This is a genomic window from Paenibacillus sp. BK033, assembly GCF_004345425.1.
Taxonomy (GTDB): domain Bacteria; phylum Bacillota; class Bacilli; order Paenibacillales; family Paenibacillaceae; genus Pristimantibacillus.
Map to the genome: position 1 here is coordinate 407,741 of NZ_SLVP01000001.1, position 25,898 is coordinate 433,638.

General features: G+C 53.0%; 21 protein-coding genes. 16 read left to right on the forward strand and 5 right to left on the reverse strand.

The annotated features are described in order from the left end of the window. Positions 1 to 44: 44 nt before the first annotated feature. Both EV294_RS01870 and EV294_RS01875 read left to right on the forward strand, forming a co-directional pair. Positions 45 to 953: a carbohydrate ABC transporter permease gene (locus EV294_RS01870; protein WP_132303328.1), complete on the forward strand. Its 909-nt coding sequence runs from the start codon at positions 45 to 47 to the stop codon at positions 951 to 953. Positions 954 to 994: 41 nt separating this feature from the next. Then, positions 995 to 2,635, forward strand: a complete 1,641-nt coding sequence (locus EV294_RS01875; protein ID WP_132303329.1) for an extracellular solute-binding protein — start codon at positions 995 to 997, stop codon at positions 2,633 to 2,635. Between the two features lie 77 nt (positions 2,636 to 2,712). On the opposite strand, the gene EV294_RS01880 is transcribed toward EV294_RS01875, so the two are convergent. After that, positions 2,713 to 4,971: a helix-turn-helix domain-containing protein gene (locus tag EV294_RS01880; protein ID WP_132303330.1), complete on the reverse strand. Its 2,259-nt coding sequence runs from the start codon at positions 4,969 to 4,971 to the stop codon at positions 2,713 to 2,715. Between the two features lie 118 nt (positions 4,972 to 5,089). Between EV294_RS01880 and EV294_RS01885 the strand changes: the two genes are divergently transcribed. From EV294_RS01885 to EV294_RS01910, 6 genes are read left to right on the forward strand one after another with little or no spacing between them, the layout of a single operon-like run. Continuing rightward, complete coding sequence (locus tag EV294_RS01885) at positions 5,090 to 6,484, forward strand: alpha-L-fucosidase (RefSeq protein WP_132303331.1); 1,395 nt, start codon at positions 5,090 to 5,092, stop codon at positions 6,482 to 6,484. A gap of 17 nt (positions 6,485 to 6,501) precedes the next feature. Continuing rightward, positions 6,502 to 7,788 carry an alpha-L-fucosidase gene (locus EV294_RS01890; protein WP_132303332.1) on the forward strand — a complete coding sequence of 429 codons (1,287 nt, stop codon included), beginning with the start codon at positions 6,502 to 6,504 and terminating at the stop codon, positions 7,786 to 7,788. A 29-nt stretch (positions 7,789 to 7,817) separates the two neighbouring features. Then, positions 7,818 to 8,849 carry a carbohydrate-binding family 9-like protein gene (locus tag EV294_RS01895; RefSeq protein WP_132303333.1) on the forward strand — a complete coding sequence of 344 codons (1,032 nt, stop codon included), beginning with the start codon at positions 7,818 to 7,820 and terminating at the stop codon, positions 8,847 to 8,849. Beyond that, positions 8,846 to 11,488: a transglutaminase-like domain-containing protein gene (locus tag EV294_RS01900; RefSeq protein ID WP_132303334.1), complete on the forward strand. Its 2,643-nt coding sequence runs from the start codon at positions 8,846 to 8,848 to the stop codon at positions 11,486 to 11,488. The genes EV294_RS01895 and EV294_RS01900 overlap by 4 nt, the downstream gene beginning before the upstream one ends. Next, on the forward strand, positions 11,489 to 12,538 hold the full coding sequence (locus EV294_RS01905) for a glycoside hydrolase family 18 protein (RefSeq protein WP_132303335.1): 1,050 nt from the start codon (positions 11,489 to 11,491) through the stop codon (positions 12,536 to 12,538). It begins immediately after the preceding gene. After that, on the forward strand, positions 12,535 to 13,407 hold the full coding sequence (locus tag EV294_RS01910; RefSeq protein WP_132303336.1) for a sugar phosphate isomerase/epimerase family protein: 873 nt from the start codon (positions 12,535 to 12,537) through the stop codon (positions 13,405 to 13,407). Before EV294_RS01905 ends, EV294_RS01910 begins: the two co-directional genes overlap by 4 nt. An 86-nt stretch (positions 13,408 to 13,493) precedes the next feature. Here the strand turns inward: EV294_RS01910 and EV294_RS01915 are convergent, their stop codons facing one another. The 4 genes from EV294_RS01915 to EV294_RS01930 all read right to left on the reverse strand — a co-directional run bounded on the left by EV294_RS01915 (position 13,494) and on the right by EV294_RS01930 (position 16,347). After that, positions 13,494 to 14,054 (reverse strand): DinB family protein, encoded by a 561-nt coding sequence (locus EV294_RS01915; protein WP_132303337.1) that lies wholly within the window; start codon positions 14,052 to 14,054, stop codon positions 13,494 to 13,496. A 22-nt stretch (positions 14,055 to 14,076) separates the two neighbouring features. After that, positions 14,077 to 14,523, reverse strand: a complete 447-nt coding sequence (locus EV294_RS01920) for a hypothetical protein (RefSeq protein WP_132303338.1) — start codon at positions 14,521 to 14,523, stop codon at positions 14,077 to 14,079. 73 nt (positions 14,524 to 14,596) lie between these two features. Further along, positions 14,597 to 15,193 carry a 5'-deoxynucleotidase gene (yfbR, locus tag EV294_RS01925; RefSeq protein ID WP_132303339.1) on the reverse strand — a complete coding sequence of 199 codons (597 nt, stop codon included), beginning with the start codon at positions 15,191 to 15,193 and terminating at the stop codon, positions 14,597 to 14,599. Positions 15,194 to 15,423: 230 nt separating this feature from the next. Continuing rightward, positions 15,424 to 16,347: an ArsR/SmtB family transcription factor gene (locus EV294_RS01930; protein ID WP_132303340.1), complete on the reverse strand. Its 924-nt coding sequence runs from the start codon at positions 16,345 to 16,347 to the stop codon at positions 15,424 to 15,426. A 365-nt stretch (positions 16,348 to 16,712) separates the two neighbouring features. Here EV294_RS01930 and EV294_RS01935 point away from each other — a divergent pair, with 365 nt between their 5' ends. The 8 genes from EV294_RS01935 to EV294_RS01970 all read left to right on the forward strand — a co-directional run bounded on the left by EV294_RS01935 (position 16,713) and on the right by EV294_RS01970 (position 25,828). Then, positions 16,713 to 18,098 (forward strand): ABC transporter substrate-binding protein, encoded by a 1,386-nt coding sequence (locus tag EV294_RS01935; RefSeq protein ID WP_132303341.1) that lies wholly within the window; start codon positions 16,713 to 16,715, stop codon positions 18,096 to 18,098. Positions 18,099 to 18,190: 92 nt separating this feature from the next. After that, positions 18,191 to 19,099 (forward strand): carbohydrate ABC transporter permease, encoded by a 909-nt coding sequence (locus tag EV294_RS01940; RefSeq protein ID WP_132303342.1) that lies wholly within the window; start codon positions 18,191 to 18,193, stop codon positions 19,097 to 19,099. Positions 19,100 to 19,114: 15 nt separating this feature from the next. Next, entirely contained in the window at positions 19,115 to 19,969 is an 855-nt protein-coding gene (locus tag EV294_RS01945; protein ID WP_132303343.1) for a carbohydrate ABC transporter permease, read from the forward strand. A gap of 46 nt (positions 19,970 to 20,015) precedes the next feature. Beyond that, positions 20,016 to 21,506: an alpha-N-arabinofuranosidase gene (locus tag EV294_RS01950; RefSeq protein ID WP_132303344.1), complete on the forward strand. Its 1,491-nt coding sequence runs from the start codon at positions 20,016 to 20,018 to the stop codon at positions 21,504 to 21,506. After that, the gene (abnB, locus tag EV294_RS01955; RefSeq protein ID WP_132303345.1) at positions 21,506 to 22,975 is read left to right on the forward strand and encodes an arabinan endo-1,5-alpha-L-arabinosidase AbnB; all 1,470 of its coding nucleotides are present in this window, start codon (positions 21,506 to 21,508) and stop codon (positions 22,973 to 22,975) included. Before EV294_RS01950 ends, abnB begins: the two co-directional genes overlap by 1 nt. A gap of 29 nt (positions 22,976 to 23,004) precedes the next feature. Then, positions 23,005 to 23,964, forward strand: a complete 960-nt coding sequence (locus EV294_RS01960; RefSeq protein ID WP_132303346.1) for a glycoside hydrolase family 43 protein — start codon at positions 23,005 to 23,007, stop codon at positions 23,962 to 23,964. A 328-nt stretch (positions 23,965 to 24,292) separates the two neighbouring features. Further along, complete coding sequence (locus EV294_RS01965) at positions 24,293 to 25,006, forward strand: Na-translocating system protein MpsC family protein (protein ID WP_243711542.1); 714 nt, start codon at positions 24,293 to 24,295, stop codon at positions 25,004 to 25,006. 123 nt (positions 25,007 to 25,129) lie between these two features. Next, positions 25,130 to 25,828 carry a Na-translocating system protein MpsC family protein gene (locus tag EV294_RS01970; protein ID WP_132303348.1) on the forward strand — a complete coding sequence of 233 codons (699 nt, stop codon included), beginning with the start codon at positions 25,130 to 25,132 and terminating at the stop codon, positions 25,826 to 25,828. The last annotated feature ends 70 nt before the right edge of the window (positions 25,829 to 25,898 follow it).

Here is a 25,898-nt window from a genome sequence, read left to right on the forward strand (position 1 = left end):
TGACAATTCTTTTTAAAGCTTACGAAGAAGGAGGCTGGAGACGCATGTTCCATGGCATTAAAGAGAGCAGGGGCGATAAACTATTTCTCGCTTGCAATTACTTGTACGTTTTTCTCGCCTTTCTGATCGTTTTCTATCCGCTGGTGTATATGATCAGCGCATCCATCAGCGATCCGAAGGCGGTGGCTTCGGGAGCGATGTGGCTGTGGCCGAAAGGCATTACGTTCGAGGGCTACAAGATGGTGTTCAAGAACACCAACATCTGGATCGGCTATGAAAATACCATCATTTATACGGTGGTTGGGACGGCGATCAACTTGTTCGTGACGCTGCCTGCAGCTTACGCGTTAAGCCGCAGAGATTTCGTCGGGAGAAACTTCTTCATGGGCATGTTTATGGTGACCATGTTCTTCAGCGGAGGTCTGATCCCAACGTATCTGCTCGTGAAACAACTAGGCATGATGAATTCGATGTGGGCGATCGTTCTTCCGTCCGCCGCGTCCATCTGGAATATAATCGTATCCCGCACCTTTTTCCAAAGCTCCATTCCGAGGGAGCTGCAGGAAGCCGCGCAAATTGACGGCTGCTCGAATATGCGGCTGTTTCTGAGAATCATTCTGCCGCTCTCGCTGCCGATCATCGCGGTAATGGCTTTGTTTTACGGGGTAGGCAATTGGAACAGTTATTTCTCGGCGCTGATTTATCTGAACGAGGCCGGAAAGTATCCGCTGCAGCTTGTTTTGCGTCAAATCCTGGTTCTTCAGGAGATGGGGGCGCAAGGAGGCGGCGCGATCGACCTCTCTTCGGCAACGGCCATGAACAGCAAGGCGGAGATTGCGGCCCTCGTCAAGTATGCCGTCATTATCGTCGCTACGATTCCGGTTATCGTTATTTATCCTTTCTTGCAGCGTTATTTCGTACAGGGTGTAATGATTGGTTCCGTCAAGGGCTGATCTTCCCATATCATTCATCTAATAAAGGGAGTGTGTATTGCATGAACAGGATTTCCAGGGCATCATCCGTTATTCTCTGCGTTACCATGACAGCCGGCATGCTGGCTGCCTGCAGCAGCTCATCCAGCGAGAACAACAATTCCGCTTCGCCATCCTCTTCTGCAAATTCTTCTTCGCCTGAGGCTTCCGCCGATAGCGGCGTAAAAAAAGAAGGCTTTCCTATCGTTGATAAGCCGATCACTCTTAAGATGATGTCGCAGGACGTGGGCAAAGCAGACTGGAACACCATGCCGGCGTTGAAGGAAATGGAAAAGCTGACGAATATCAAGTTCACTTACCAATTAACGCCGCTCGACAGCTTCTCCACGAAGAAGAACCTCGTGTTCGCGAGCGGAGATCTGCCGGATGTGCTCTATGCCCCGGATTTGACTCCGGCCGAGCAGGTGACGTACGGAACCCAAGGCGTGCTTATTCCGCTGGAGAAGTATATTGATGAGGGCTACGCTCCGAATCTGAAGAAAATTTTCGACGAGCATCCGGACATCCGCAAATCGTTTACGACGCCTGACGGACATATGTATGCTCTTCCGTACATCGACCTGTCGGCCATCTGGTATCGCAGTCCGATGTGGTACAACGGTAAATTCCTCAAGGCCTTAAACGTAACGGAGCTGCCGAAGACGACGGAGGAGCTGTACAGCTTCCTGAAGCGGGTGAGGGACGAGGATCCGAACGGAAACGGGAAGAAGGACGAAATTCCGCTCACTTCCGTAAAGCTGGACGATCTGCGGATGTTCTTCTTCGGATTCTGGGGTATGTATGACGAGACGATCTATGCCGACAAGGATGGCAAGGTTCACTATTCCCCGCAAGAGGAAGGCTACAAGGGCTACCTGACCTTCATGAACCGCTTGTGGAATGAGAATCTGCTGGATCACGAGACCTTCTCGCAGACCTCCGACCAGAAGAAGGCGAAAGGCCAGAATAACCAAATCGCATTGTTTAACGACTATTTCCCTTACTTCACGCTGGGCGGCGAGCCTAGCGGGGATAATCCGCTCATGACGCCGGTCAGCAGCGAAATCGCGGGAACGCCGGTTTACGGCATGCATCCGGGCATTTCCGCCAACGGAACGTTCGCCATCACGAGCAAGGACCCGAATCCGGAGGCGACGATGCGCTGGGTTGACTATCAATACAGCTACGAAGGCGCAACGCTTATGAACCAGGGACCTGAAGGCATGCTCTGGAAGTACAAGAATAAGGATACTCACGAGAAGGAATGGGTCGAGCTTCCCAGCGGCCAGGACCGCGAAGACTTCCGGGGCACGCTAACGCCAAACTTCGGGATCTTGACCCCGGGCATCAAAATTAACGAATTAACGAATGGTCTTACGACGGAATTCGATAATTGGATTCAAAAGGAAAGCGAGGAAAAGCTGAAGCCTATCGGCAAGGCTCCTTTCCCTAACGTGTATCTGACGAATGACGAGCAAAGCGAAATTACGTCCCTGCTGTCCGACCTGGACACTTACGTTCAGCAGATGGAAGCGAAGTTCGTGACGGGACAAGAGCCGATGTCGGGCTGGGACAAGTATCTTGCACAGGTTAAGAAAATGGGCGGCGACCGCATAGCGGAAGTGTATCAAGGCGCGTACGACCGCTGGAAGGCGGGCAAGTAAAGGGCAGAAGGCCGAAGTTTTCGGCCACCGCCTGCAGAATTGATAAGTTCGACGTCCATTTGAAAACGGAGTTTTTATTATTGGCCTAACGAGAACATTTTGCGGTATTGCCCAGGCGTATAGCCGGTCTCCTTCTTGAATTTGCGGATGAAGTTGGGCGCGTCCACGTAGCCGACCCGGATAATGATGTCCTTAAGCGAGTCATCCGTCGTCTTCAGCTGGTGCATCACTTCTTCCAGCCGTTTCTGCCAGATGTACTGGACGAAGTTCACGCCCATCTTCTCCTTGAAGGAGCGGCTGACGTGGGACGGAGACAGGCTGAATTCGGAAGCGACCGTCTCGAGACTGAGGGCATTGTCCGCAAAATGTTCTTCGATGTAAGCGATCATTCTGTCGGTAAGCGACTGCTCTTCCTTCTGGTTCGCTTGCTCAACCTGCTCGCATAGACGGGAAGCCAGATGGAGGAGATTGCGCTCCAGCTCGTCAAGCGACTGGCCCGAGATCATCTGCGGTGCCATTTCCTGAATCAGCCGCTGGTTCTCGAGTTCAGCCGCGGTCTTAAGAATGGTATTCAATAGATCGATGCCGATGCAGCGGATAAGCAGCGTGGACAGCTCGGACTGCCGCAGGCTCAGGACGGCCGACTTAATCATTTGCGACGCTACCTCGAAGCTGCCTTGCTTTAAGCTCTGAGAGAGCTTTAACAGCGTGTTGTTCGGAATCCAGAACGACTGATCCGTCGGATACGACTGCTTCTCGAAATAGTTTACCGAGCCGGCGTTGGAGGACACTCTCAGGTCGTAGGCCGAGCAGGCTTCGATATAGCTCTGATTCAGCTGATCCGGACCGGAATAGCTCGAGCCGACGCCAATGACCGGTTGAATGTGGCAGGATTCGAGCAAGCGGATGCGCAAGGCTTCAACGATAAGCTGCTTATGTTCGAATTCGTCCACGTCTTTGTCCGGGTCGAAGTTGACCAGTAAGCCGATCTGGCCTAATTGGGAAAGCTCAACGCCGTACCCGTGACCGTTCAGATTCGGCAATTCGATATGGGTAAGCAGCTCCAGTATCTCCTGGTGCTCCAATACGCCGTTCTTATCGCTCTTCATCCAGCCGATTACCATGACGAAATGAAGAGATCGGTCGAACCGGAGATCCAGCACCTCTCTCAGCTCCGGCGTCAGAATCCGGGAGCTGCCGGAACGGAGCAGCATGGAGAGCAGATGATGGCGGGCAAACGGCTCTTGCAGGTCGACTCTGGCACTGTATTCAAGCAGCGTTGTCCGAATCCGGTCCAATTCGTTGCGGGACTCGCCGGGACGGCCAATTGGCTTGCTGCATTTGGAGGCGGCAAATTCGACAAGGGTCGAAATCGGCCGATACTGCATCCGGGCAAGCAATAGCGCGATTGCCGCTCCCGCGGCCACAACAAAGATCAGCAGCATAATGATGAAGCTTCGGACATGCAGGACGCTGCTGAAGAACTGCTCGCTCGGCATGATGGTCACGTAGGTCCAGCCGTTGACCGGCGACCGAACGGAGACGATCGAGTGCTCCTTGCCGTTTAGGACATGCTTTTGAATGCCCGGGGTCAGATGGCCGAACAAAGAGCGGGTGTCCGTGTCGGATAACGTCTCTCCTTGGCGATTATCCACCAGAATCTGGCCCTGGTTATCCAGAATGTACGTCTGGCCCTGATAGCTGCCCAGTATGGAATCGATGAGGCTCGTCAGCTCGGTTTTCCGGATCAAATACATCACCGTTCCGTAGGGATTCGGATTATTGGGTTTGATCGGAATCAGGTAGGCGAGCATCGATTGCTTCCGGCCGGAGGAATTGCTTGCGATATCGGCAGGCCGCATCGTCGGGAATTTGACGTTATTCAAATCCTGGTAGACCGCGTCTTTATCCCAATTCTGAAACAGTAGATTGCTCGTAAATACGTCGAAGTGGTTCATCCCTTCACTGGAGTAGATGCGGTCGTCCTTGTGGAAATACAAGTACAGCTCCCCAATGATCGAGCTTGTCGCTTTGTATTGGTCGAGCGCTTCAATGGCTTCTCCGCTATGTATCGGATCGTGCACGAGGTAAGAGGCAAGTCTGTGGTCGTAAGAGATGCGGGTTGCAATCTCGCTTAGTTCCTTCATTCGGCCGTCGATAATCGTTTCGGCTTGCGTCAGCTGGTCGAGATGGGAGCGTTCGATTTCGGAACGAAGGCGGTGCGAGGCGTTTTCGTAAATAAAGATAGAAGTAAAAATCAAAGGAATCAGCAAGATGAACAAATAGGACCAAGTATATTTCAGAAACAGCTTGGACTTGAAATAGTTCCGGTTCAAATGGTATGCCCCCTGACTACGGTTATCTATCTCTTTTACAAATCTTAAATATCTGAAAATTAAATCTATTATACAACGTCCGTCGGTTTGAAAGAATGGTTTTTTAGGAGGAAATAGGATGAGTGAGAAGGAACAGGCAATTGCCGCAGACGAAGAATCAATCGAACAGGGCGTACATAATTACAGCAGCGAGGAGAGCTGGGTGAAGCCGGAAGATCCCTTGCTGCTTGAGCGGCTTGAGTGGTTCAAGGATCAGAAGCTTGGCTTGATGATGCACTGGGGGCCTTACTCGCAGCTGGGCCTTGTGGAATCTTGGGCGTTAAGCGACGAGGATGGGGATTGGTCACGGAACGGTATCGATTGGGACATCGATTCGGAAGAGCTGAAGCGGCAATATTTCGCCTTGAACAAAACCTTTAATCCGATTCGCTTCCAGCCCGAGCTGTGGGCGGAGCTTGCGGCGGCGAACGGCTTCAACTATTTGAACTTCACCACCAAGCATCATGACGGCTTTTGCATGTGGGATACGCGTACGACCGATTACCGGATTACGGGGGAGGAGTGTCCGTTTCATACGCATAAGCATGCGGATATCGTGAAGCAGCTGTTCAACGCGTTCCGCGCCAAGGGGCTGGGCATCTCCGCCTATTTCTCCAAAGCGGATTGGCATTCTCCCTATTATTGGACCCCGGGGATACGGCCGGATACAAAGACGTCCAGGGGACCGTCGTACGACCCGAAGGAATACCCGTGGCTGTGGGAGAAATTCGTTCAATTTACGCATGAGCAGATCATGGAGCTGATGACCAATTACGGCCGGATCGACGTGCTGTGGCTCGACGCCGGCTGGGTGAACGATTACCGCAAGCAAAATATCCGGCTGGGAGAAGTGGTGGAGAAGGCGCGCCAGCTCCAGCCTTGGCTGCTCTCGGCGGACCGGACCGTCGGAGGACCTTACGAGAACCTGATTACGCCGGAGCAGACGCTGCCGGAACGGGCGCTCCATGTGCCGTGGGAGAGCTGCATCACGATGGGCACGTCGTTTTCTTTCCGTTACGAGGACCGTTACAAATCGGTGCGTCAGCTCATCCAGCTGCTCATCGAAATCGTGGCAAAGGGCGGCAACCTGGCGCTAAACGTCGGCCCGCAGCCGGACGGCAGATTGCCGGAGACGGCAATCGCCCGCATGAAAGGCATGGGACAGTGGCTGAACGTTTACGGAGAAGCGATCTACGGCACAAGGGTCATCGAGCCGTATTCGGTCGGCCATACATGCTTTACGCAGAAAAACGGCGTCGTCTATGCGTTTTACCTGTACAAAGACGCGAGCGAGCCGGTACCGGAGGAGATCCATCTTCCTTGGAACGGAGGAGCCGGAAGCATCGAGCTGGTTGGCGGGAAGGAGCGGCTCGACTATCGCCGGACCGAAAGCGGCATTGCCGTTCGTCTGCCGGAAACCGAGCGTTGCGCTCCTGAAGCGCCAATCGCGCATGTCTTCCGGATTCGGGCGTGAGGAAGGAATGATGCGGGATGCAGGGATGGTTCGAAGACGCAAAGCTTGGCATATTCATTCACTACGGCATTTATGCGGTTGACGGCGTGGCGGAATCCTGGTCTTTTTACAACGGGAAAATGTCTTATGAACAATATATGAATCAGCTTGACGGGTTTACGGCTGCAAGGTTCGATGCGGAAGGTTGGGCCGATCTGATTGAGAAGTCTGGAGCGAGGTACGCCGTTCTGACGACCAAGCATCACGACGGCGTGGCCTTATGGGACACGCAGCTTAGCGAATTGAATGTCGTGAAGAAGACGCCGGCAGGCCAGGATTTGGTTAGGCCATTCGCCGATGCGATTACGAAGCGGGGGATTCGGCTCGGGTTGTACTACTCGCTGATCGACTGGTCGCATCCGGATTATCCAAGCGTCTATCAGGACGGCAGGATTCCCGAGGACCTCAGCACCGTTAACCGGTTTTCCAGTCCGCCAGACGGCCTTGAGGACGAGGGGAAATGGCAGCGGTTCTTGCAGTTCAACAATGGCCAGCTTCGGGAGCTGCTTACGAATTACGGCCGGGTGGACCTGCTTTGGTTCGACGGGGATTGGGAGCGGAGCGCCGGCCAATGGAATTTGCCGGCGTTCAAGCAGTACCTGAAATCGTTTAATCCGGATGTGATCATCAATTCACGGCTGCAGGGACATGGCGATTACAAGACGCCGGAGCAGGGACTTCCCATAACGAGACCGGAAGGGCCATGGGAGTTTTGCACGACGATTAACGGTTCATGGGGGTATGTGCCGACGGACAACCGTTACAAATCCCTTGGCATGATCATCCGGATGTTCTGCGACTGTATTTCCATGGGCGGAAATATGCTGCTGGACATCGGGCCGCGGGAGGACGGGACAATCGACAAGCGGCAGGAAGATATTCTGCTTGGCCTCGGCGAGTGGATCCGGCAGCACGCGGAGGCGGTTTACGGCACGCGGGAAGGCATTATGGCGCGTTATTATTCGGGCGGAAGCACGCTAACGCCGGATAAGAAGACGCTCTACCTGTTCGTCTATGACGATCCGAAGGAACAGCTATGCCTGAAAGGGCTGTGCAATCCGATTAGGCGGATTACCGTGCTGCATTCGGGCAAAGAGCTGACGCATCAAATTCATGGCGGCGTGCCTTGGTTTGACATCCCCGGAACAACCTGGATCGGGTTGACGGCGGAAGACACGCACAAGCACGTAACGGTGCTGAAGCTGGAATTTGACGAGGAAGTAAAGTTTTACGGAGGCACGGGAGCCGTAGTGACCCATAACTAACTAGCGGAAGCGATTGGGGGAAGGATAGGATGCTTAGCGGAGTGCCGGAGCCGGTAATCGATTACGGGCCAAGGCATTATATTTGCCGGCGGGCCTTGGAGCCGTTCGCGCTTGACGGACGTTTGAGTAAGCCATTCTGGGAAGCGGCGGACTGGACCGAGGATTTTATAGATATCGAAGGCGAAGTCCGCTCCAAGCCTACGAAGCGGACTCGCGTCAAAATGCTGTGGGACGACGATTATTTGTATGTCGGAGCGGAGCTCTTGGAGGACCAGATCTGGGCAACGCTCACCGAGCGGGATTCGGTTATTTTTTACGACAACGATTTTGAAATTTTTATCGATCCGGACGGGGACACGCATGGTTATTACGAGATTGAAATCAATGCGCTGAATACGGTATGGGATCTGCTGCTCGTCAAGCCGTATCGGGACGGCGGTCCGCCGGTGAACGGCTGGGATATCGCGGGGCTGCGAAGCGCCGTTTATATCGAAGGCGAGTTGAACAATCCAGCGGCCGACAACCGGATGTGGAGCGTCGAAATCGCTATTCCTTGGGCCAGTCTGCGCGAATGCGCGGCGGAGAGCAGGCCGCCGCTGGCCGGGGAATTCTGGCGCATCAACTTCTCCAGAGTGGAATGGCAAGCGGAGCCGGCGGAAGGCGGCTACCGCAAGGTCATCAATCCGAAGACGGGCAAGCCCTATCCGGAGGACAACTGGGTGTGGACGCCGATGGGCATCGTCAACATGCATTATCCGGAACTGTGGGGTTACGTGTTGTTCTCCGGCGATGAAGGCCCGGATTCCTTTGCGATGCCGGAGGACGAGCGCATCAAGTGGGAGCTGCGGAAGCTGTATTACCGCCAGCGCAACCATTTCGCGGCTGAAGGAAGGTTTGAAGCGGATGCGAAGCGTTTGATGAAAGGCGATACGTGGAGCATTGAAGCAACGGTCGAAACGACGCGCAGTATGTTTCAAATCTCGGCGTTGTCGTCGGACGGAGTATCGCTCTGGTGCATTCGCGAGGACGGGAAGCTGTGGAAGGAGAGAGCGGGAGCATGACAGACTGGACTTCGCCGTTTTCGCTGAATCAAGCGGAACGGGATCTCATCGAAAGCAAATTAAGTGTAAAACGCCAGCTTGCGCAGGCCAGGGAACGCGAGTTGTTCGACGTTCTCCGGGAGGGGCTGTCCGAGGAGGAGAGCTGGGCGCTCAAGTATTTGTTCGCCTACATGCCGGTGAACGATCTCGCCGATTATGACGGCGCCTTGTTCTTGAGCCATGTGCGGAGCACGCTGGCGATCCGCCGGCTTGTTCCTTGGGGAGACCGGGTGCCCGACTCCCTGTTCTTGCATTATGTTCTCCCTTACCGGGTCAATACGGAAAATATCGAAGATCACCGCGGCATTTTGTTCAATGAGCTAGCCTATCGCACAAAGTCGCTGACGATGGAAGAGGCCATTTTGGAGACGAATTATTGGTGTCACGAGAAGGCTGCCTATATCGGCAGCGATTTGAGAACGATGTCGCCGCTTACGATGATCAAGAGCGCAAGGGGCCGCTGCGGCGAGGAATCGACGCTGGCGGTTGCGGCGCTGCGAAGCATCGGTATTCCCGCCCGTCAGATTTACACGCCGCGTTGGGCGCATTGCGACGATAATCATGCCTGGGTAGAGGCCTGGGCGGACGGGAAATGGCACTTTCTTGGCGCTTGCGAGCCGGAAGCTCGGCTCAACCAGGGGTGGTTCGGCCCGCCGGCCCGCCGGGCGATGCTGCTGAATACGCGAATCCTGGCCGACGACTATCCCGGCCCGGAGGATATTATCGCGGCAAACGGATGGTTTACGGAGATTAATCTGCTCGAAAATTATGCGCCTACCCGTATCGTTGCGTTAACGGTGAAAGACGGGGCCGGACATCCGGTCCCGGGCGCCGTAGTGCGCTTCGAGCTGTACAATATGGCGGAATTTTACCCGATCGCCACGTTATTGGCGGACGAACGGGGAGAGATCAGCTTCAAGACGGGGTATGGGGATCTGCTGGTTCGCGCGGCTTGGGACAACCTTTGGGGCGAGGTGAAGCTGGCTGCTGGCGGGGATATTATCCGCGAGCTTGTCCTGGATCGGACGGAGCAGCCGGGAGGTACGCTCGATCTCGATATGGTTCCTCCGCCGGAAGGCGAAGGAGAACCGGCAAAACCACTGCCCGGTGAGCAGGGAAGCAGGCATGCTCACCGGGTCGAAGAAGGAACAAGGCTGCGTACCGCCTATGAGAGCACGTTCGCAAGCAAACCGGAGGCCGAGGAATTGGCTGTCTCGTTAGGGCTTCCGGCGGAACGGGTGTGGAGCATATTGAGCCTGTCGCGCGGAAACTTCCGCGAGATTGCGTCTTTCCTGCGCGAGCGAACAGCCGAATATGGGCCGTGGCCGCTGCGCCTGTTGGAGAGTCTTCGCGAGAAGGATTGGATAGATGCGCGGCAGGAGACGTTGAACGATCATCTGATCGGTTCGCTTGCGGTTCGCGGCGAATGGCCGGACGAGGAGTTCATCCCTTACATTCTCTGCCCACGCGTGCTGCATGAGATGATTGTGCCTTACCGACAGTTCTTTCAAGCCGCGTTTACGGAGCAGGAGCGAGAAGCTTTCCGTTCGAACGCGTCAGCGCTGGCGCATTGGCTGAACGACAGGTACGGCGAGTGGGAAGACCTTCCGAATTTGAAGGGCAAAGGCAATCCCGTCGGCACGTTTAGGCTGAGACGGGGAGACAGGGACTCGCTCGACATTCTCTTCGTAGCCGTCTGCCGGAGTCTGGGGATTCCGGCGCGGCTGCATCCGCAAGAGCTGAAGCCGCAATACAAGGCGGGCGGCGAGTGGCGGGACGCGATGCCGGACGCGAAGTCGCCGCAGCCCTCGTCCGGGGGGGATGGCAGCATTCGGCTGCTTCGCGATCCCGAGGCTGCGGAGAACGCGCCTGAGCCGTCGTACGCCGAGAATTTCACGATTGCCCGTCTGGAGAAGAACGGGTTCTACAAAACGTTAATCTATCCGCCTAAGTTTGGCGACGTATACGGCAAGCTGTTTGAAGCAGAGCCCGGTTCCTACCGGATTACGACGGGCGTAAGGCTTCGGGACGGCACGGTATTGGCGCGGTTTTCGCATTTCGCTGTTCGCGAAGGCGAGAATACGGATGTTGAGCTTACCTATCGCAAGGCTGCGCTCGAGCTTCCGGTACTGGGCGTAATGGACCGGGCGAGACCGCTCGCAGGACTGGACGGATCACCGTTGACGATGGGCGATCTGATCACCGGCGATGACGCAATCGTGGCTTGGATCGAGCCGGAGCGCGAGCCGACGAAGCATTTGCTGCGCGAGCTGGGAGAGCTGGCGGTTTCCGCGGCATATACCGGGGCAGCGATCCTTCTCCTGATCGGCGATGCCGAATCGACCTTGTCGTTTAATCCCGCGCAATACCCGCAATTGCAGTCAGAAGTTACGTTCGCGAGGGATTGTTGGCAAGCTTCGCTGCCGCCATCCGCAAACCGCGAGGCGGGCTTTCCGCATCTGTTCGTGCTGGATAGCCAAGACCGCATCCGTTACGCCGCATCGGGCTATAAGATCGGAATGGGCAAGGAGGCCATCCAAGCGTTGGCCGCCGTAAGGCAGACTACCCCATCATCACCGGCGAAAGGGAGCGAATCTTAAATGACGAACCAGAACTACGTGGTCGCCGGATATGCGAGCGATAACCATCTTCCCGATTTGACAAGGGAAGACTTGACGAAGCTTACGCATCTGAATGTTGCGTTTGGCCATGTCCGGGGAGATGCTATTACCATCGATCATCTGCGCCATCTAAACGAGTTGAAGCGGATCAAGACAGAACACCCGCAACTCAATATTCTGCTCTCCGTCGGCGGCTGGAGCGCCGGAGGCTTCTCCGAAGCGGCGTCTACCGAAGCGGGAAGAAGCCGCATGGCGGAATCGGCGGTTCGCGCGGTGACGGAGCATCCTTTTGACGGGGTGGATCTGGATTGGGAATATCCCTGCTACGGCGAAGCCGGAATCGGGGCAAGCCCGGCGGACCGCGCGAACTTTACGCTGCTGCTCGCCGTCATCCGAGAAGCATTGGATAAGCAAGGGAAGCTGGACGGCCGGCATTATCTGCTTACGATTGCGGCGGGAGCCGATCAGTATTACATAGACGGCACCGAGATGGATCAGGCGCAGAAATATTTGGATTTGGTTCAGCTTATGACCTACGATATGCGCGGCGGGTTCCAGGTGCTGACCGGTCACCATACCAATCTGTATACGCCGACGGGTGACCTTTTCCGGATCAGCGCGGATGCCTCCGTCAATCTGTTCGTTCGCGCCGGGGTGCCGAGGGAGAAGATTGTTATCGGAGCGGCCTTTTATTCCCGGATGTGGAACCAGGTGCCGAACCTAAACCGCGGGCTTCACCAGATGGCCGGGAGCGTTGGCGGATACGGGCCTGATTATACCGCTCTAACCGCGGAATACATTGGCAAGAACGGATACGTGCGTTACTGGGACGAAGAGGCTTGCGCGCCATACCTGTTCAACGGGTCTAGCTTTATCTCTTACGACGATGAGGAATCGATCCGGCATAAGTGCGGATATGTAAAAGACAGCGGTTTAGGCGGTCTAATGTTCTGGGAATTCGGCTGTGACCGGACTCGCCGGCTGCTGAATGCGATGCATGACGGACTTCGGGGAGGCGACAGGTTATGAAGGTCGGATTAAGCACGTACAGCCTGCTGCCCGCGCTTAAGGCAGGGGAAATGTCGGTGCTTGACGTTGTGGAATGGATTGCCGAAAACGGCGGCGAGCATATGGAAATCGTGCCCTACGGCTTTACGCTTGTCGATCAGCCGGAGCTTGCCGACGCGGTCCGGGAGAAGGCGAAGATTGCTGGAATCGAGCTGTCCAACTATTCGATGCCGGCTAATTTCGTGCAAGGCAGCGAGGAAGCATTCCAAGCTGAAGTCTCGCGCGTCAAGGAACACGTCGATCTTGTGAACAGGCTTGGCATGAAGCATATGCGCCACGACGTGACGGCGTTTACGCTTCCGCCGGAGAGCATGACGATTCAATGGTTCGAGGAGAATCTGCGCAGCATGGTGAGGGGAAGCCTGCTCATTGCCGATTACGCCGCAGCATACGGCATTACGACAACCATCGAGAACCACGGCTTCAGCGTGCAGGCAAGCGACCGCGTGCTGCGCGTCCTGCAGGAGGTGAACCGTCCTAACTTCAGGACGACGCTCGACGTCGGCAACTTTCTGTGCGTCGACGAGAATCCCCTCGTTGGGGTGAGCCGCAATATGCCTTATGCTTCGCTTCTTCATATCAAAGACTTTTACATCCGGCCTAGCGACGAGTTCCCGGGCGGCGGCGATTGGTTCAGTTCTGCCCACGGCACGTATTTGCGCGGCGCGATTGTCGGCCACGGCGATCTCGATCTCCGGCGAATCTTCCGTCTGATCAAGAAGTCCGGCTACGACGGCTTCCTGACGGTCGAATTCGAAGGGATGGAGGAATGCCGCATGGCCTCCCGCATTGCCATGGATAACGTGAAACGGCTATGGCAGGAGACATAAGACCATCCGGCATAAGCATGTCTATCGCAACGACGATGCAGCTGCCATTATTAAAAGCAAAGCCGGGTCCATTATGGACTCGGCTTTTACGGTTGTTCGTATTCTGCTTTTACCCTTATCATTTGGGCAATATGCCGCTTGGCATGAAGCACCAAGAAATAGATGTACTGATACACATCGATTTTGCCCAAGTTATTTACGCTCATCATGGTTTTATATAAGATTCCTTCGCCATTGCTTAAGTCCTGCAGGATGCCCAGGCATTCCTCGATCTGGCTCCTTAGCAAAGCATGAACCCTCTCGAGCGGCATCTCTCCTTTCGGTTCCATATGCTCCGGCCTGATCCATTTAAAAGACTTATGCTCCGCGATCTGATCCAGCTCTCCCAGATTATGATGATAATCATTTAATGCATCTTCCAAATTCGATTTGGCTGCGAGCATAAGAGCTTTGGTTTTTCCTTTTCGAATGAGGATCAGCAGAAAATGGTTCGTCAGAGTGACATGCTCCAAAATTTGAGCAATGCTCCATCCTTCATGAGGCAGGAAGCTTTGCAAAGCAACCGGAGCATGAAACCAATCCTCGTAATCATCTAGTATCCTATTAAGCTCCCTCTTAATCCGCTCCATTGTGCTTTGAATGGACATAAGACTCACCAGCCTTGATTAATCAGTTTCCGTACAGATACTGCATGATCTCTTTTTCCTTTATCTTGATTTTATACTCCTTGGCCAGGAATCTGCCTATCGATTGACCCTTATTGTACAAGTTGGCATTGAGTTTGTAGGTTGTCAAATCTTTAAAGTGGATAAGGTAGTAATCTTCCGTCGGACCTTTTGTGAGATTGATATAGATGTAACCCAGTTTCTTTTTGGTAACGGCTTCTATTAGCTTAATGTCCTTGATGACAAGGCGTTTCTTGAAAAAGAATAGCGTGGATTTCGTAAGTACCCCATCATGAAGCTCGCAGCTTTCGCTAAGATAGAAGCCCAGGAATAGAGATACGGCAGCAGCGAGCCAGTATAAGCCGTTGAAATAATTCCATCCAAGAAGGAGTAATAGGAAAACAACTCCGAGTAAAAAAAGGACATGCCCCCTGGATATTCTGAACGTCATGATTACTCCCCCAAACCATTAAACATTGCTGCTTTTCTTCTGCAATTAACCGTAAAGAGCAGGACTCTGCTCTTTACGATAATTCATCCAGCGTCATACCGAGGCTTGGCGCCATATGAGCGAGGAACCACTCCGTCTCCGGCAGCCCGAGCTGCTCGATGGCAGCCTCCGTCTGTCCTTTGGCCACGAGAAACTCGCGGTTGCCCGTGGAAACCTCGGTCAGGCATTTCAAGTAAGCATCCAGCAGGTCGGCGGCCTTTACGATTTTGTGGAGCAGCCGGTCTTCTTCGGATAACGTGCTTCCCGGCTTGCCGAGAAGCGGGGCGTACGAGGCTTGAAGCGGCTCCGGCACCATGCCGAGCAGCCGCTCAGCGGCCATTGCTTCTATCTCGCGGAAGCTTGCGAGCATTTTCGGATTATGATGCTTCACGGGAGTCGGAATATCGCCGGTAAAAACTTCAGTCGCATCATGGAACAAAGCCAGCGTTACGGCACGGTCGGCATTATAGCTGCGGCCGAAAAAGCTGTTGCCGATCTCGCATAGCATATGGGCAAGCAGCGCAACGTGGAAGGAATGCTCCGCAACGGTCTCCTTGGTCGTATTTCGCATCAGACTCCATCGTTCAATATATTTCAGGCGGTACATATAAGCGAAAAAATGACTTTCCATCTGTTTCGCAAACTCCTCTCTAATCCGTCGGCAGCAGGGCTTGTTTTACACTATATCTTACCATAATTCAGGCGAGCCCAACCTTAAACGGTTCACCTGTCTTTTGAAGCTCAACGTTCCTCTAGCCATGAAAAAGCTCCCCTTACCGTAACAGGTTTTATTTTTTCACCTGTCTACCGTAGGGGAGCATATCGTGGGCGCGAAGCTGTCTCTATGTTGTATGCGCAAGTTTATTTCAATTTCTTGCGGTCAATGTACGTCAGCTTGCTGACGATATCCTGATAGTAGTTGCCGAAGCCGGAACCGTAAATGGTCAGGCCGCCAATGTTCTTCGCGTCTTCCTTCACCTCAAGCTTCAGATCCCACTGCAGCCGGTTAATATCGACGTCGGCAATCGTGTAGTCCGAGACCTTCGTGCCTTCAATAAACGTGCCGTCGCCGTTGATCCGGATATGGACGAGCAGGCCGTATTGATTCATTTCGATGTTCCACCACTCCGGCGTATACTTGCCGCGCGTTCCGCCGAAGTCCCCGGGACTCGTCCATTTGCCAATCGGAAATCCATTGAAGGAAAAGGAGATGTCGGACGGCCAATGCTCGTTGGAAAGCGGGGCCTCGGACGCTAGCTCCATCGTGATCTCGAGCTCCTCAGGCTCTTCATCCGGCTTTAGGTAGTTTGGAATTTTGTACGAGATAAAGCCCTTCAAGAACCATAATATTTTCGCGTCGACGCGTTCCGGGTCAAGAAAATACCGCGGGTCGTCGAAGCCGCCGCCGATGATCTTGTACTTGGACGCCAGGCCGCATGTCGGCTTGACGTCGAAATCGGTGAAATGGCCGATCGAGATGTTGGAAATATGGAAGTTGCGCGGAATCAGCCCTTTGCTTGGGAACACAAGCTCGATCCGATCGGCGACCAAGGTACAAAGCTTTTGCGACGCACCCTTGCCGGGAATCATCTCGGTGCGAACCAGATCGGCCTTCTCAAGTTTCTTAACGTGCATGGTAATGATTGAATTGCTGAGTCCAAGCGCGGCGGCCAAGTCTTTCATGATCATCGGCTCTTGTCCGAGCAGTTCAATGATCTTGATTCGGACGTTGCTGGCCAAGGCTTCAAACAGGGGGAGATTATTCTCCGATACGATTGTCTCCATGGGACCTCTTCCGATAGTTCATTTTTATATTAAATATACCTTATTGGATTGATCGCTGACAAGAGTGTGTAACAGTCATTTAAATTTTTGAATTAATTTCAAAAGAATTTAATAAAAATATGAAACACTTCACGAAAAAGCGTTGACAAAACCAAAATCTCGATTTAACATGCTTAATAGCACGGACATCTACGAAATACTTCACACATTTGTTAAATACTAAGGGTAGCTGTTGACTACTGGTACCGGTTTCCAAATAGCTGCCGAGCAGTCGAAGGGAGGAAGTCTTTTTTCGGAGCAAACATGTAAGCGCTATTATGGGGGATTGTCATTCGCTTTCTAATCATGAGGAGGTTGTGAAACAAATGAAAAAAAGTTCGATTTTGATGCTTACGCTGATTGCCGCGATGGCGGTTACGGGATGCAGCAGCAATAATGCCGGGAATAAGGGTGCAAAAAGCAACAATGTTGAGGCGAGTACGAACGCGGCGGCTGGCAGCAATACAGAGAAAGAACAGAAGCCGGCTGAGAAAGTTGAAATCTCCATCTCTTCATGGGGAGCACCGGACGAGCGCAAAGTTTTCGAAGCGGTACTCGACGAATTCCAGAAAGCGAATCCGAACATTAAAGTCAAATTCATTCACATTCCGAACGATTATACAACGAAGATGAATACCATGATCGCCGGCAACTCGGCGCCGGATGTGATCTTCACAAGCGACGGCGACTTTCCCCGCTGGGTGAAGCAAGGCGCGTTTCTGGATATTACGAAGTATGTTGAGGCAAGCGGCAAGCTGGACCTCAATGATATGTGGGAAGGCGGTCTGAGCCGCTACCGTTACGACGGCAAAATTACGGGAACAGGCGGCTACTATGCGCTTCCGAAAGATATTGGCCCGACTGTTATGTATTATAACAAAGCGATTTTCGACAAGCTGGGCGTTCCATATCCGAGTGCGGATACGCCTATGACTTGGGATCAAGCGCTTGAGATGTGGAAGAAGCTGACGGTCGACGAGAACGGTGACGGCAAGACCGACATCTACGGCGCGGGTCCGGTATGGTGGGAAGGCTTCGTTTGGGGCAATGGCGGAAAGATACTAAGCGATGACCGCAAACAGTTCACATTGAATGAGAAGGCTGCTTCCGATGCGATGCAGTTCATCTACGATATGACGAATACGCACAAGGTTGTACCGGATTCCCGGGCGCTGCAATCGATGAACGACGGTCAAATGTTCGAGGCGGGCAAGCTTGCGACGATTACGGGCGGCCGCTGGATGGTGCCTACATACCGCAAGCTGAAGTTTGATTGGGATGTCGCTCCGATTCCGTCCAATAACGGGTCGTGGACAAACGGCTGGTCCGGTTCGGTTGGCCTTGGGGTAAACGCGAAGTCGAAGCATCCGGAGGAAGCGTTCAAGCTGGTTGAATTCTTCTCCGGTATTGAAGGCCAGAAGAAAATGACGGAGCTGGGCTTCCAGATTCCTAACTTCAAATCGATGTCCAGCGACGAAGTATACACGCAGCCTGGCCAGAAGCCGGAGCATCCGGAAGTGTTCGTCAAGGCGGGTGAAGGCCAGCAGCCGGGGCCGTGGACGTACCTGCCAAACGGCAAATGGCTTGATACGCTGAACCAAAACCTCGGCAAGTTCTGGACGGGCAAGGAATCGGCGGCCGACTACTTCACGAAGCTGAAGCCGCAGATTGAGAAAGACCTGAAGGAAGGCAATCCGGAACTCTTTCAATAATTCGTAACGACATGGTGCAGCGCGGATGCCGCGAACGGACGCGCTGCACCTTTTTAACAAGAACAACTTAGAGAAGAGGGGGGCCAGCCCTGATGAAGGACCATACAGTCAAGCCGCCGAAGCGAAAGTCGCTCTATCGCAGCGAGAAATGGTGGGGATTCCTGTTCATCGCCCCGCCGTTCATCGGCGCGCTTGTGTTTTTGCTGTATCCGTTAATCAATTCGCTTTATATGAGCCTCACGACTTTTAACTTCGGCCAGCCAGCCGATTTTACAGGCATCGAGAACTATAATCGCGCCCTGACGAACGATCCGCTTGTGTGGAAAACGTTGTGGAATACGTTCTACGCGGCACTTGGAGTTCCTGTCGGTATGATTATCTCCCTGATTATCGCGCTGCTGCTCGACCGGAAGCTGCGCGGCAGAAACTTCTTCCGGATGATGTTTTTCCTTCCGACGATCTGTTCCATGGTTGCGCTGGCGATGATCTGGCAGTGGATCTTTAATGCCGATTTCGGCCTGCTCAACTACTATCTGAGCGAGCTTGGCCTCAATCCGCCGGCATGGCTTGTCGACGAGAACTGGGCCATGATCGCCATCATCATCCAGGGGGTCTGGGGCGGCATGGGCGTCAGCATTATCCTGTATCTTGCTGCGCTTGGGAATGTCCCATCGTCCTTGTACGAGGCCGCTACGGTGGACGGCGCTAACGGCTGGAACAAATTCATTCACATTACGGTGCCGGGAATTTCGCCGGTGACGTTCTTCATTCTGATTACTTCGCTGATTGGCGCGCTTCAGGACTTCCCGCGGTTCCAGCTGCTTACGGGCGGAGGCCCGAATTACTCCACGACAACAATCGTGTATTATCTGTACACCGTTGCTTTCGAGTACAGCGAGATGGGTTACGCGTCGGCAATCGCCTGGTTTATCGGCATCATTATTATGCTTGTTATTCTGATCAACTTCCTGCTGTCCAAGCGGTGGGTCCACTATAACTAAGGAGGGGTACGAATCATGAGTACAATAACCGGCCGCAAGGAGAAAACAGGTGCAGCGCTCGTCAATACGGTTGTTTACCTGCTAATGATCATCGGTGGCGTCATCATGGCGGTACCCTTCCTGTGGATGCTGTCAACATCGCTTAAGCCGGACGGCGAAGTGTTCTCGTATCCGCCGCAGTGGATACCCTCAGCCTTTGCCTGGGAGAACTACAAGTTAATTTTTACGGATGCGCATATGATTCGAGGCTTCCTCAACACGATGATTGTTGTCATCCCAACGCTCCTGATCGGACTGTTTGTCTGCGCGCTGTCTGCTTACGCGTTCGCGAAGCTGCGCTTCCCGGGGCGTGACAAGCTGTTTATGACACTCGTCGGCACAATGGTCATTCCCGGTGCGGTTATGATGATTCCGGCATTTATCATGTTCAAGACGTTTGGCTGGACCGACAGCTGGAAGCCGCTTATTATTCCCGGCATGTTTGGTGCGCCGATGACGATTTTCTTCTTCCGCCAATTCATTAAGCAGCTTCCCGACGAGCTAGAGGATGCGGCGAAGATCGACGGCATGAACCCGTTCGGCATTTTTACGAAGATCATTGTACCGCTTACGAAGCCGGCACTTATAACGCAAGGGATTCTATCCTTTAATGCAGGGTACAACGACTATCTGGGACCGTTGATCTACCTCAATACTCCGGAAAAATATACGCTTCAGCTAGAGCTTGCTTCCTTCTCCTCCTACTATGCAACGGAATGGACGCTTATTATGGCCGGCGCGGTCGTTGCGCTTGTGCCTACCTTGATCTTGTTTGCTTTCGCGCAGCGTTTCTTCATTGAAGGGATCGCTTTGACGGGTATTAAAGGATAGGAATTGATTATTGCTTCTATATAGAAAAAAGGAGACAAACCAAACGATGACTACTAACCATATCGTTGTGCACACGGACTGGACGGTCGGCAAGATCAACCGTCATATTTATGGACATTTCGCAGAGCATTTGGGCCGCTGCATTTATGAAGGATTATGGGTTGGCGAGGATTCTGCGATTCCGAATACGATGGGGATCCGCAATGACGTGCTTGAGGCGCTGCGCAAGCTGAATATTCCGAACCTCCGCTGGCCCGGAGGCTGCTTTGCGGACGAATACCATTGGAAGGATGGCGTTGGCCCCCGCGAAGCTCGGAAGAGGATGGTGAATACTCATTGGGGCGGCGTTGTGGAAAATAACCATTTTGGCACGCATGAGTTTTTCCGGTTGTGCGAGCTGCTGGACGCGGAGCCGTATATTTGCGGCAACGTAGGCAGCGGTACCGTTCAGGAAATGAGCGAGTGGGTCGAATACATGACATTTGACGGCGAGTCGCCGATGGCGAACCTGAGGAGGGAGAACGGCCGGGAAGAGCCGTGGAAGCTGAAATATTTTGGAGTCGGCAACGAGAATTGGGGCTGCGGCGGCAACATGGAGCCGGAATATTATGCGGATCTGTATCGCAACTATCAGACCTATGTCAGACAATATGGCGACAACCGTATTTATAAGGTCGCGGGCGGTGCGAACATTGACGACTATCGTTGGACGGAGGTGTTAATGCGCAAGGCGGGCAATGTGATGGACGGTCTAAGCCTTCATTATTATACTATTCCGGGCAGATGGGAAGAGAAGAAATCGGCATTGGAATTTGATGAGCAGGATTGGGCGGAAACGATGGTCAAGGCGTTTCATATGGACGAATTGATTACACGCCACAGCTCCATCATGGATCAGTACGATCCTGCGAAGCGCGTAGGTCTTATTGTTGACGAATGGGGCACCTGGTTCCTCACTGAGCCGGGCACGAATCCAGGCTTCCTGTACCAGCAAAATACGATGCGCGACGCGCTTGTCGCTGTTATTCATCTGCATGTCTTCCACAAGCACTGCAACCGCGTTCATATGGCGAATCTCGCTCAGATGGTAAACGTGCTGCAAGCGGTCATTCTGACGGAAGGCGACCAAATGCTGCTTACGCCAACGTACCATGTGCTTGAGATGTTCAAGGTGCATCAGGATGCCGAGGCGCTTGCTGTTCATGGCTCCTTCGGAGAATACGAAGGCTTCGGCAAGAAGCTGCCGCAGGTAACCGTATCCGCATCGATCAAGGATGGCATGATCAGCGTCAGCCTCGCGAACCTTGATCCATTAAAGTCGTCGGATTTGAAACTCGAACTGCGCGGTTCGTCTTCAGGGTATACGGTTAGCGGCTCCCTCCTCTCGGCAGATGACATTCGCGCGCATAATACATTTGATCAGCCCAACCGGGTGACGCAGCGGTCGCTTAACGATGCGTACTGGGCGGACGGCAAGCTGTCCGTTAAGCTGCCTCCGGCATCGGTAGCAGTCGTGCGGCTGACGCCAAACGTATAATGGCGCGCGCGGCGGGGAGATACCGTCGTCTGTGGACGGGTATCGGCACGGCTTTTACGGCCGCGCTGCTGCTCGCTGGCTGCAGCGATGAGGGGAATAACGGAGAAGGCAAAGCGGAGGGCGCGCCAGTGTTCGCGGAAGCATCCGTCCATGATCCGTCCGTCATCCGAACGGAAGACGGCACCTTTTATGTGTTTGGTTCGCATCTGGCGGCAGCGAAATCAACCGATCTGATGAAATGGGAGCTTATCGCATCCGGCGTGGCTGACGGCAATCCGCTCATTCCGAATGTGACAGAGGAGCTGCGCGAGGCTTTCCAATGGGCGCAGACCGATACGCTTTGGGCTGCGGATGTCATTCAGCTGGCCGACGGCAGGTATTACATGTATTACAATGCATGCCGCGGCGATTCGCCGCTATCGGCAATGGGCGTGGCCGTGGCGAATGGCATCGAAGGGCCGTATAAAGATCTGGGCATCATTCTCAAGTCCGGCATGTGGGGGGAGCCGAGCGAGAATGGAGAGATCTATGACGCAACCATCCATCCGAACGTTGTTGATCCCGATGTCTTCTTCGACAAGAACGGCAGATTGTGGATGGTGTACGGGTCGTATTCGGGCGGGATTTTCATTATGGAAATGGATGCAAAGACGGGTAAACCTTTGCCTGACCAAGGGTACGGCAAGAAGCTGCTCGGCGGCAATCATAGCCGGATCGAGGGCCCGTATATGCTGTACAGCCCGGACTCGGACTACTATTACTTATTCCTGTCGTTCGGCGGGCTTGATGCGGCAGGCGGCTACAACATTCGTGTAGCACGGTCGAAAAACCCGGACGGTCCATATGTTGATGCCGCGGGCAAGGAGATGATTGAGGCAAAGGCGGATCCGTCTCTTCCGCTGTTCGATGACCGTTCGATCGAGCCGTTTGGCGCAAAACTCGTGGGTAACCATCTGTGGAATGATCCGGCGGATGAAGGACGCGAGAGCGGCTATGTGTCGCCGGGTCACAACTCGGCTTATTACGATGAGAAAAGCGGACAATATTTTTTAATCTTCCATTCGCGGTTCCCTTACAGCGGGGAGAAGCATGAGATTCGGGTCCATCAGTTTTTCCTGAACGCGGACGGCTGGCCGGTTGTTGCGCCGTTCCGGTACGCCGGCGAGACACTCCGGAAAGTTGGTAAAGATACGGTCGCGGGAGATTATGAGCTTGTGAACCACGGGAAGGATATCTCGGCGGAGCTGAAGGAATCGGCATCGATCCGGCTTGAAACGGACGGCACCGTGTCCGGGAATGTTAGCGGTGAATGGCGACTGAACGGGGAATCCGGTCTGGGGCTGACAATCGCCGGCGTGAATTATGACGGTTATTGGCTCCGATCGTGGGATGAGGCGGCGGAGGCATGGACAGAGACATTCACGGTCCTGTCAAAGGATGGCGTCGCTATGTGGGGTGTAAGACGATAACACAGGTAAGATAGAGAGGGAGAGAGACGATGACTGAACAGAAAACGACGCAGGCAACGGAACAACCTATTATTTTGCAGCGCGCCGATCCGTGGATCTACAAGCATGAAGACGGGTTCTACTATTTTACGGCCTCGGTTCCGGCATATGACCGGATCGAGGTGAGACGTGCGAGTACGATCGAGGGACTCGCAATAGTGGAGCCGGTCGTCGCGTGGCGAAAGCACGAAACCGGCATGATGAGCGCAAACATTTGGGCGCCGGAAATCCATTATATCGACGGTAAGTGGTATATCTACTTTGCCGCAGCCCGCACGACGGAGACGAACGACGGATTATTCGATCACCGCATGTTCGTGCTGGAGAACGCCTCGGCGAATCCGATCGAAGGCGAGTGGATCGAGAAAGGCCAAATCAAGACGATGTGGGAATCATTCGCGCTTGATGCTACGACATTCGAGCATCGCGGCACCCGTTACCTCGTCTGGGCTCAGAAGGATCCGGATATCAAGGGCAACTCCAACCTTTATATCGCGCCTATGGCGAACCCGTGGACGCTGGCGGCGGACGGGGTCATGCTGACAAAGCCGGAGTATGACTGGGAAGTGATCGGCTTCCTCGTGAATGAAGGGGCGGCTGTCGTGAAGCGCGACGGACGTATCTTCATCTCCTATTCAGCCAGCGCGACAAATCATCATTACTGCATGGGGCTGCTCGAAGCGTCGGAAGAAGCTGATCTGATGAATCCGGACGCCTGGACGAAATCGTCGCAGCCCGTGCTTAAGACGGATGAGGAGCGCGGCCTGTTTGGACCGGGCCATAACAGCTTTACAAAGTCTAAGGACGGTGAGGACGACATTCTTGTCTTTCACGCCCGCACGTATAAAGAGATTATTGGCGATCCGCTCTACGATCCGAACCGTCACACGTTCATCCGCAAGCTGGAGTGGAGTCCGGAAGGCAAGCCGATTTTTGAATCATATTTTTGATTAATAGGAAGACAGCGCGACTTAGCTTACCCGCCGAAGACGACCTTGACTCCGGAGGCTTTCCGTTTGTTCATCATGTTCCCTTGAAATTTTGCTTGTTTAAATGATAAAAAGTCATTAGAATAATGCTAGGGTAAAGGAAATAAAGCTTTTGCCTATTTAAATTGTTTTTTTATGGTTAACGACTAATTCGGCGTTAATGAACCAGAGACGGAGCTGGACATAAGCCTAAATAAGAGTTGGTTTCTTACAACTTTTATTTAGGCTTTTTTTGTCTCTATTAGAATTACATATTGAAGGTAAAGAGCAGGTTTACCTAAGACTAAGGATGGATTTTTTGGAAAAGAATGAAAAGCAAATTCAAAAGGAAATTGCGAGCCACATTGGAAGACTGCTCCGCGAGGCGTTCGGAAAAGGACCGCAATCGATTTTTGTTAATATCAGCCGCCCGTTTATCGTAATCTACTTGAGAAATTTCTTATCGCCAACCGAAAAAATTCTTCTTCAACAGGATCAGGTGAATTCCGTGCAGCATACCCGTGACCTGGTCATGAAATCGCTGATGCCGGAAATAAAAGCGTATCTCCTGCTGCTTGCCGATATGAACATCAGGGAATTTTATTATGACTGGGGCTTTCATAATCACTCCGGCATGCTTGTTGGCATAGAGGCGGAGGATGAGTCTCTCGGGTTCAGACCGCAGGAATGGTATTCGGGGAAAGAGGATCTGCACGTTGAGATCGATCGCATTAGTCAACAAATCCAAAAGAAGCCGGATGAAACTCATTCTTATATGATCAATGACCGGACGCTCCTGGTCGTCAGAACTGGAATTCTGATCAGCCTCGGCAAAGAGTTGATCCGTCTTGGATTCGAAGAAAGCTTGAAGCTCGCGGAACGCAATCTTGAAAAAAGCTATTTAATGAACAGCAGCCGCTTCCCGGAGATCATCAAGTCGCAGATTTTAGACGTGTTTGTCGATTGGGATTTCCATGAAGATAAAAGCGTTATCGTATTTATAATGAATCCGAATCATAAATGAAGAAACGGATAAGATGCGGAAAAAGGCAAATAATAGGTAAAGTTTCGATTGTGTTATTCCGAATATATAACTACAATAAATCTGGGGCGGAAGAAATAATGCTTTTGCCTAAATTAAGGATGAATGATCTTGGAGAAAGAGGCTCAAGCCCAAATAGCGAGCTACGTGGGCAGATTGCTGAGAGAGGCTTTCGGGAGAGGACCGCAGTCCATTTATGTCAGCATCAATCGGCCGTATGTCGTATTGTATTTAAGAAACTTCTTGTCGCCGACGGAGAAGATCCTTCTTGAGCAAGATCAAATCCACTCGATTCAATCGACTAGAGACTTACTAATGAAGTCGTTGATTCCGGAGATCAAAGCCTACCTGCTGCTGTTAGCAGGCATGAATATTCAGGAATTTTATTATGACTGGGGTCTGCACAATCATTCCGGCGTTATGGTTGGGGTTGAGGGCCATGATGACCGGGGACAGCCATACCTCGGCAGCGACTATATAGGAAAAGACGAGCTTCAGCACGAGATCAGTCTAATCAGCCAACAGGTTCAGAAACGTCCGGACGTCCTATATTCTTGCCTGATCAATGATAGAACCCTGCTCGTCATTCGCGTTGGGATTCTGATCAGCATAGAGAAAGAATTAATTCGGATCGGTCATGAAGAAAGCTTGAAGCTGGCTAAACGGAATCTTGAAAAGGGTCACCTGCATAATAACGGTCATTTCCAGAAATTTCTAAACGCAAAGGTTACGGATCTGTTCGTCGACTGGGATTTTCATCTGGATAAAAGCGTCATGGTGTTCATTTTAAATCCGGGTCAATAAATTGGTGGTAATGAACCAGAAAGATCGCTGGACATCAGCCTAAGTAAAGCCGAAATAAGGCTCTTATTTA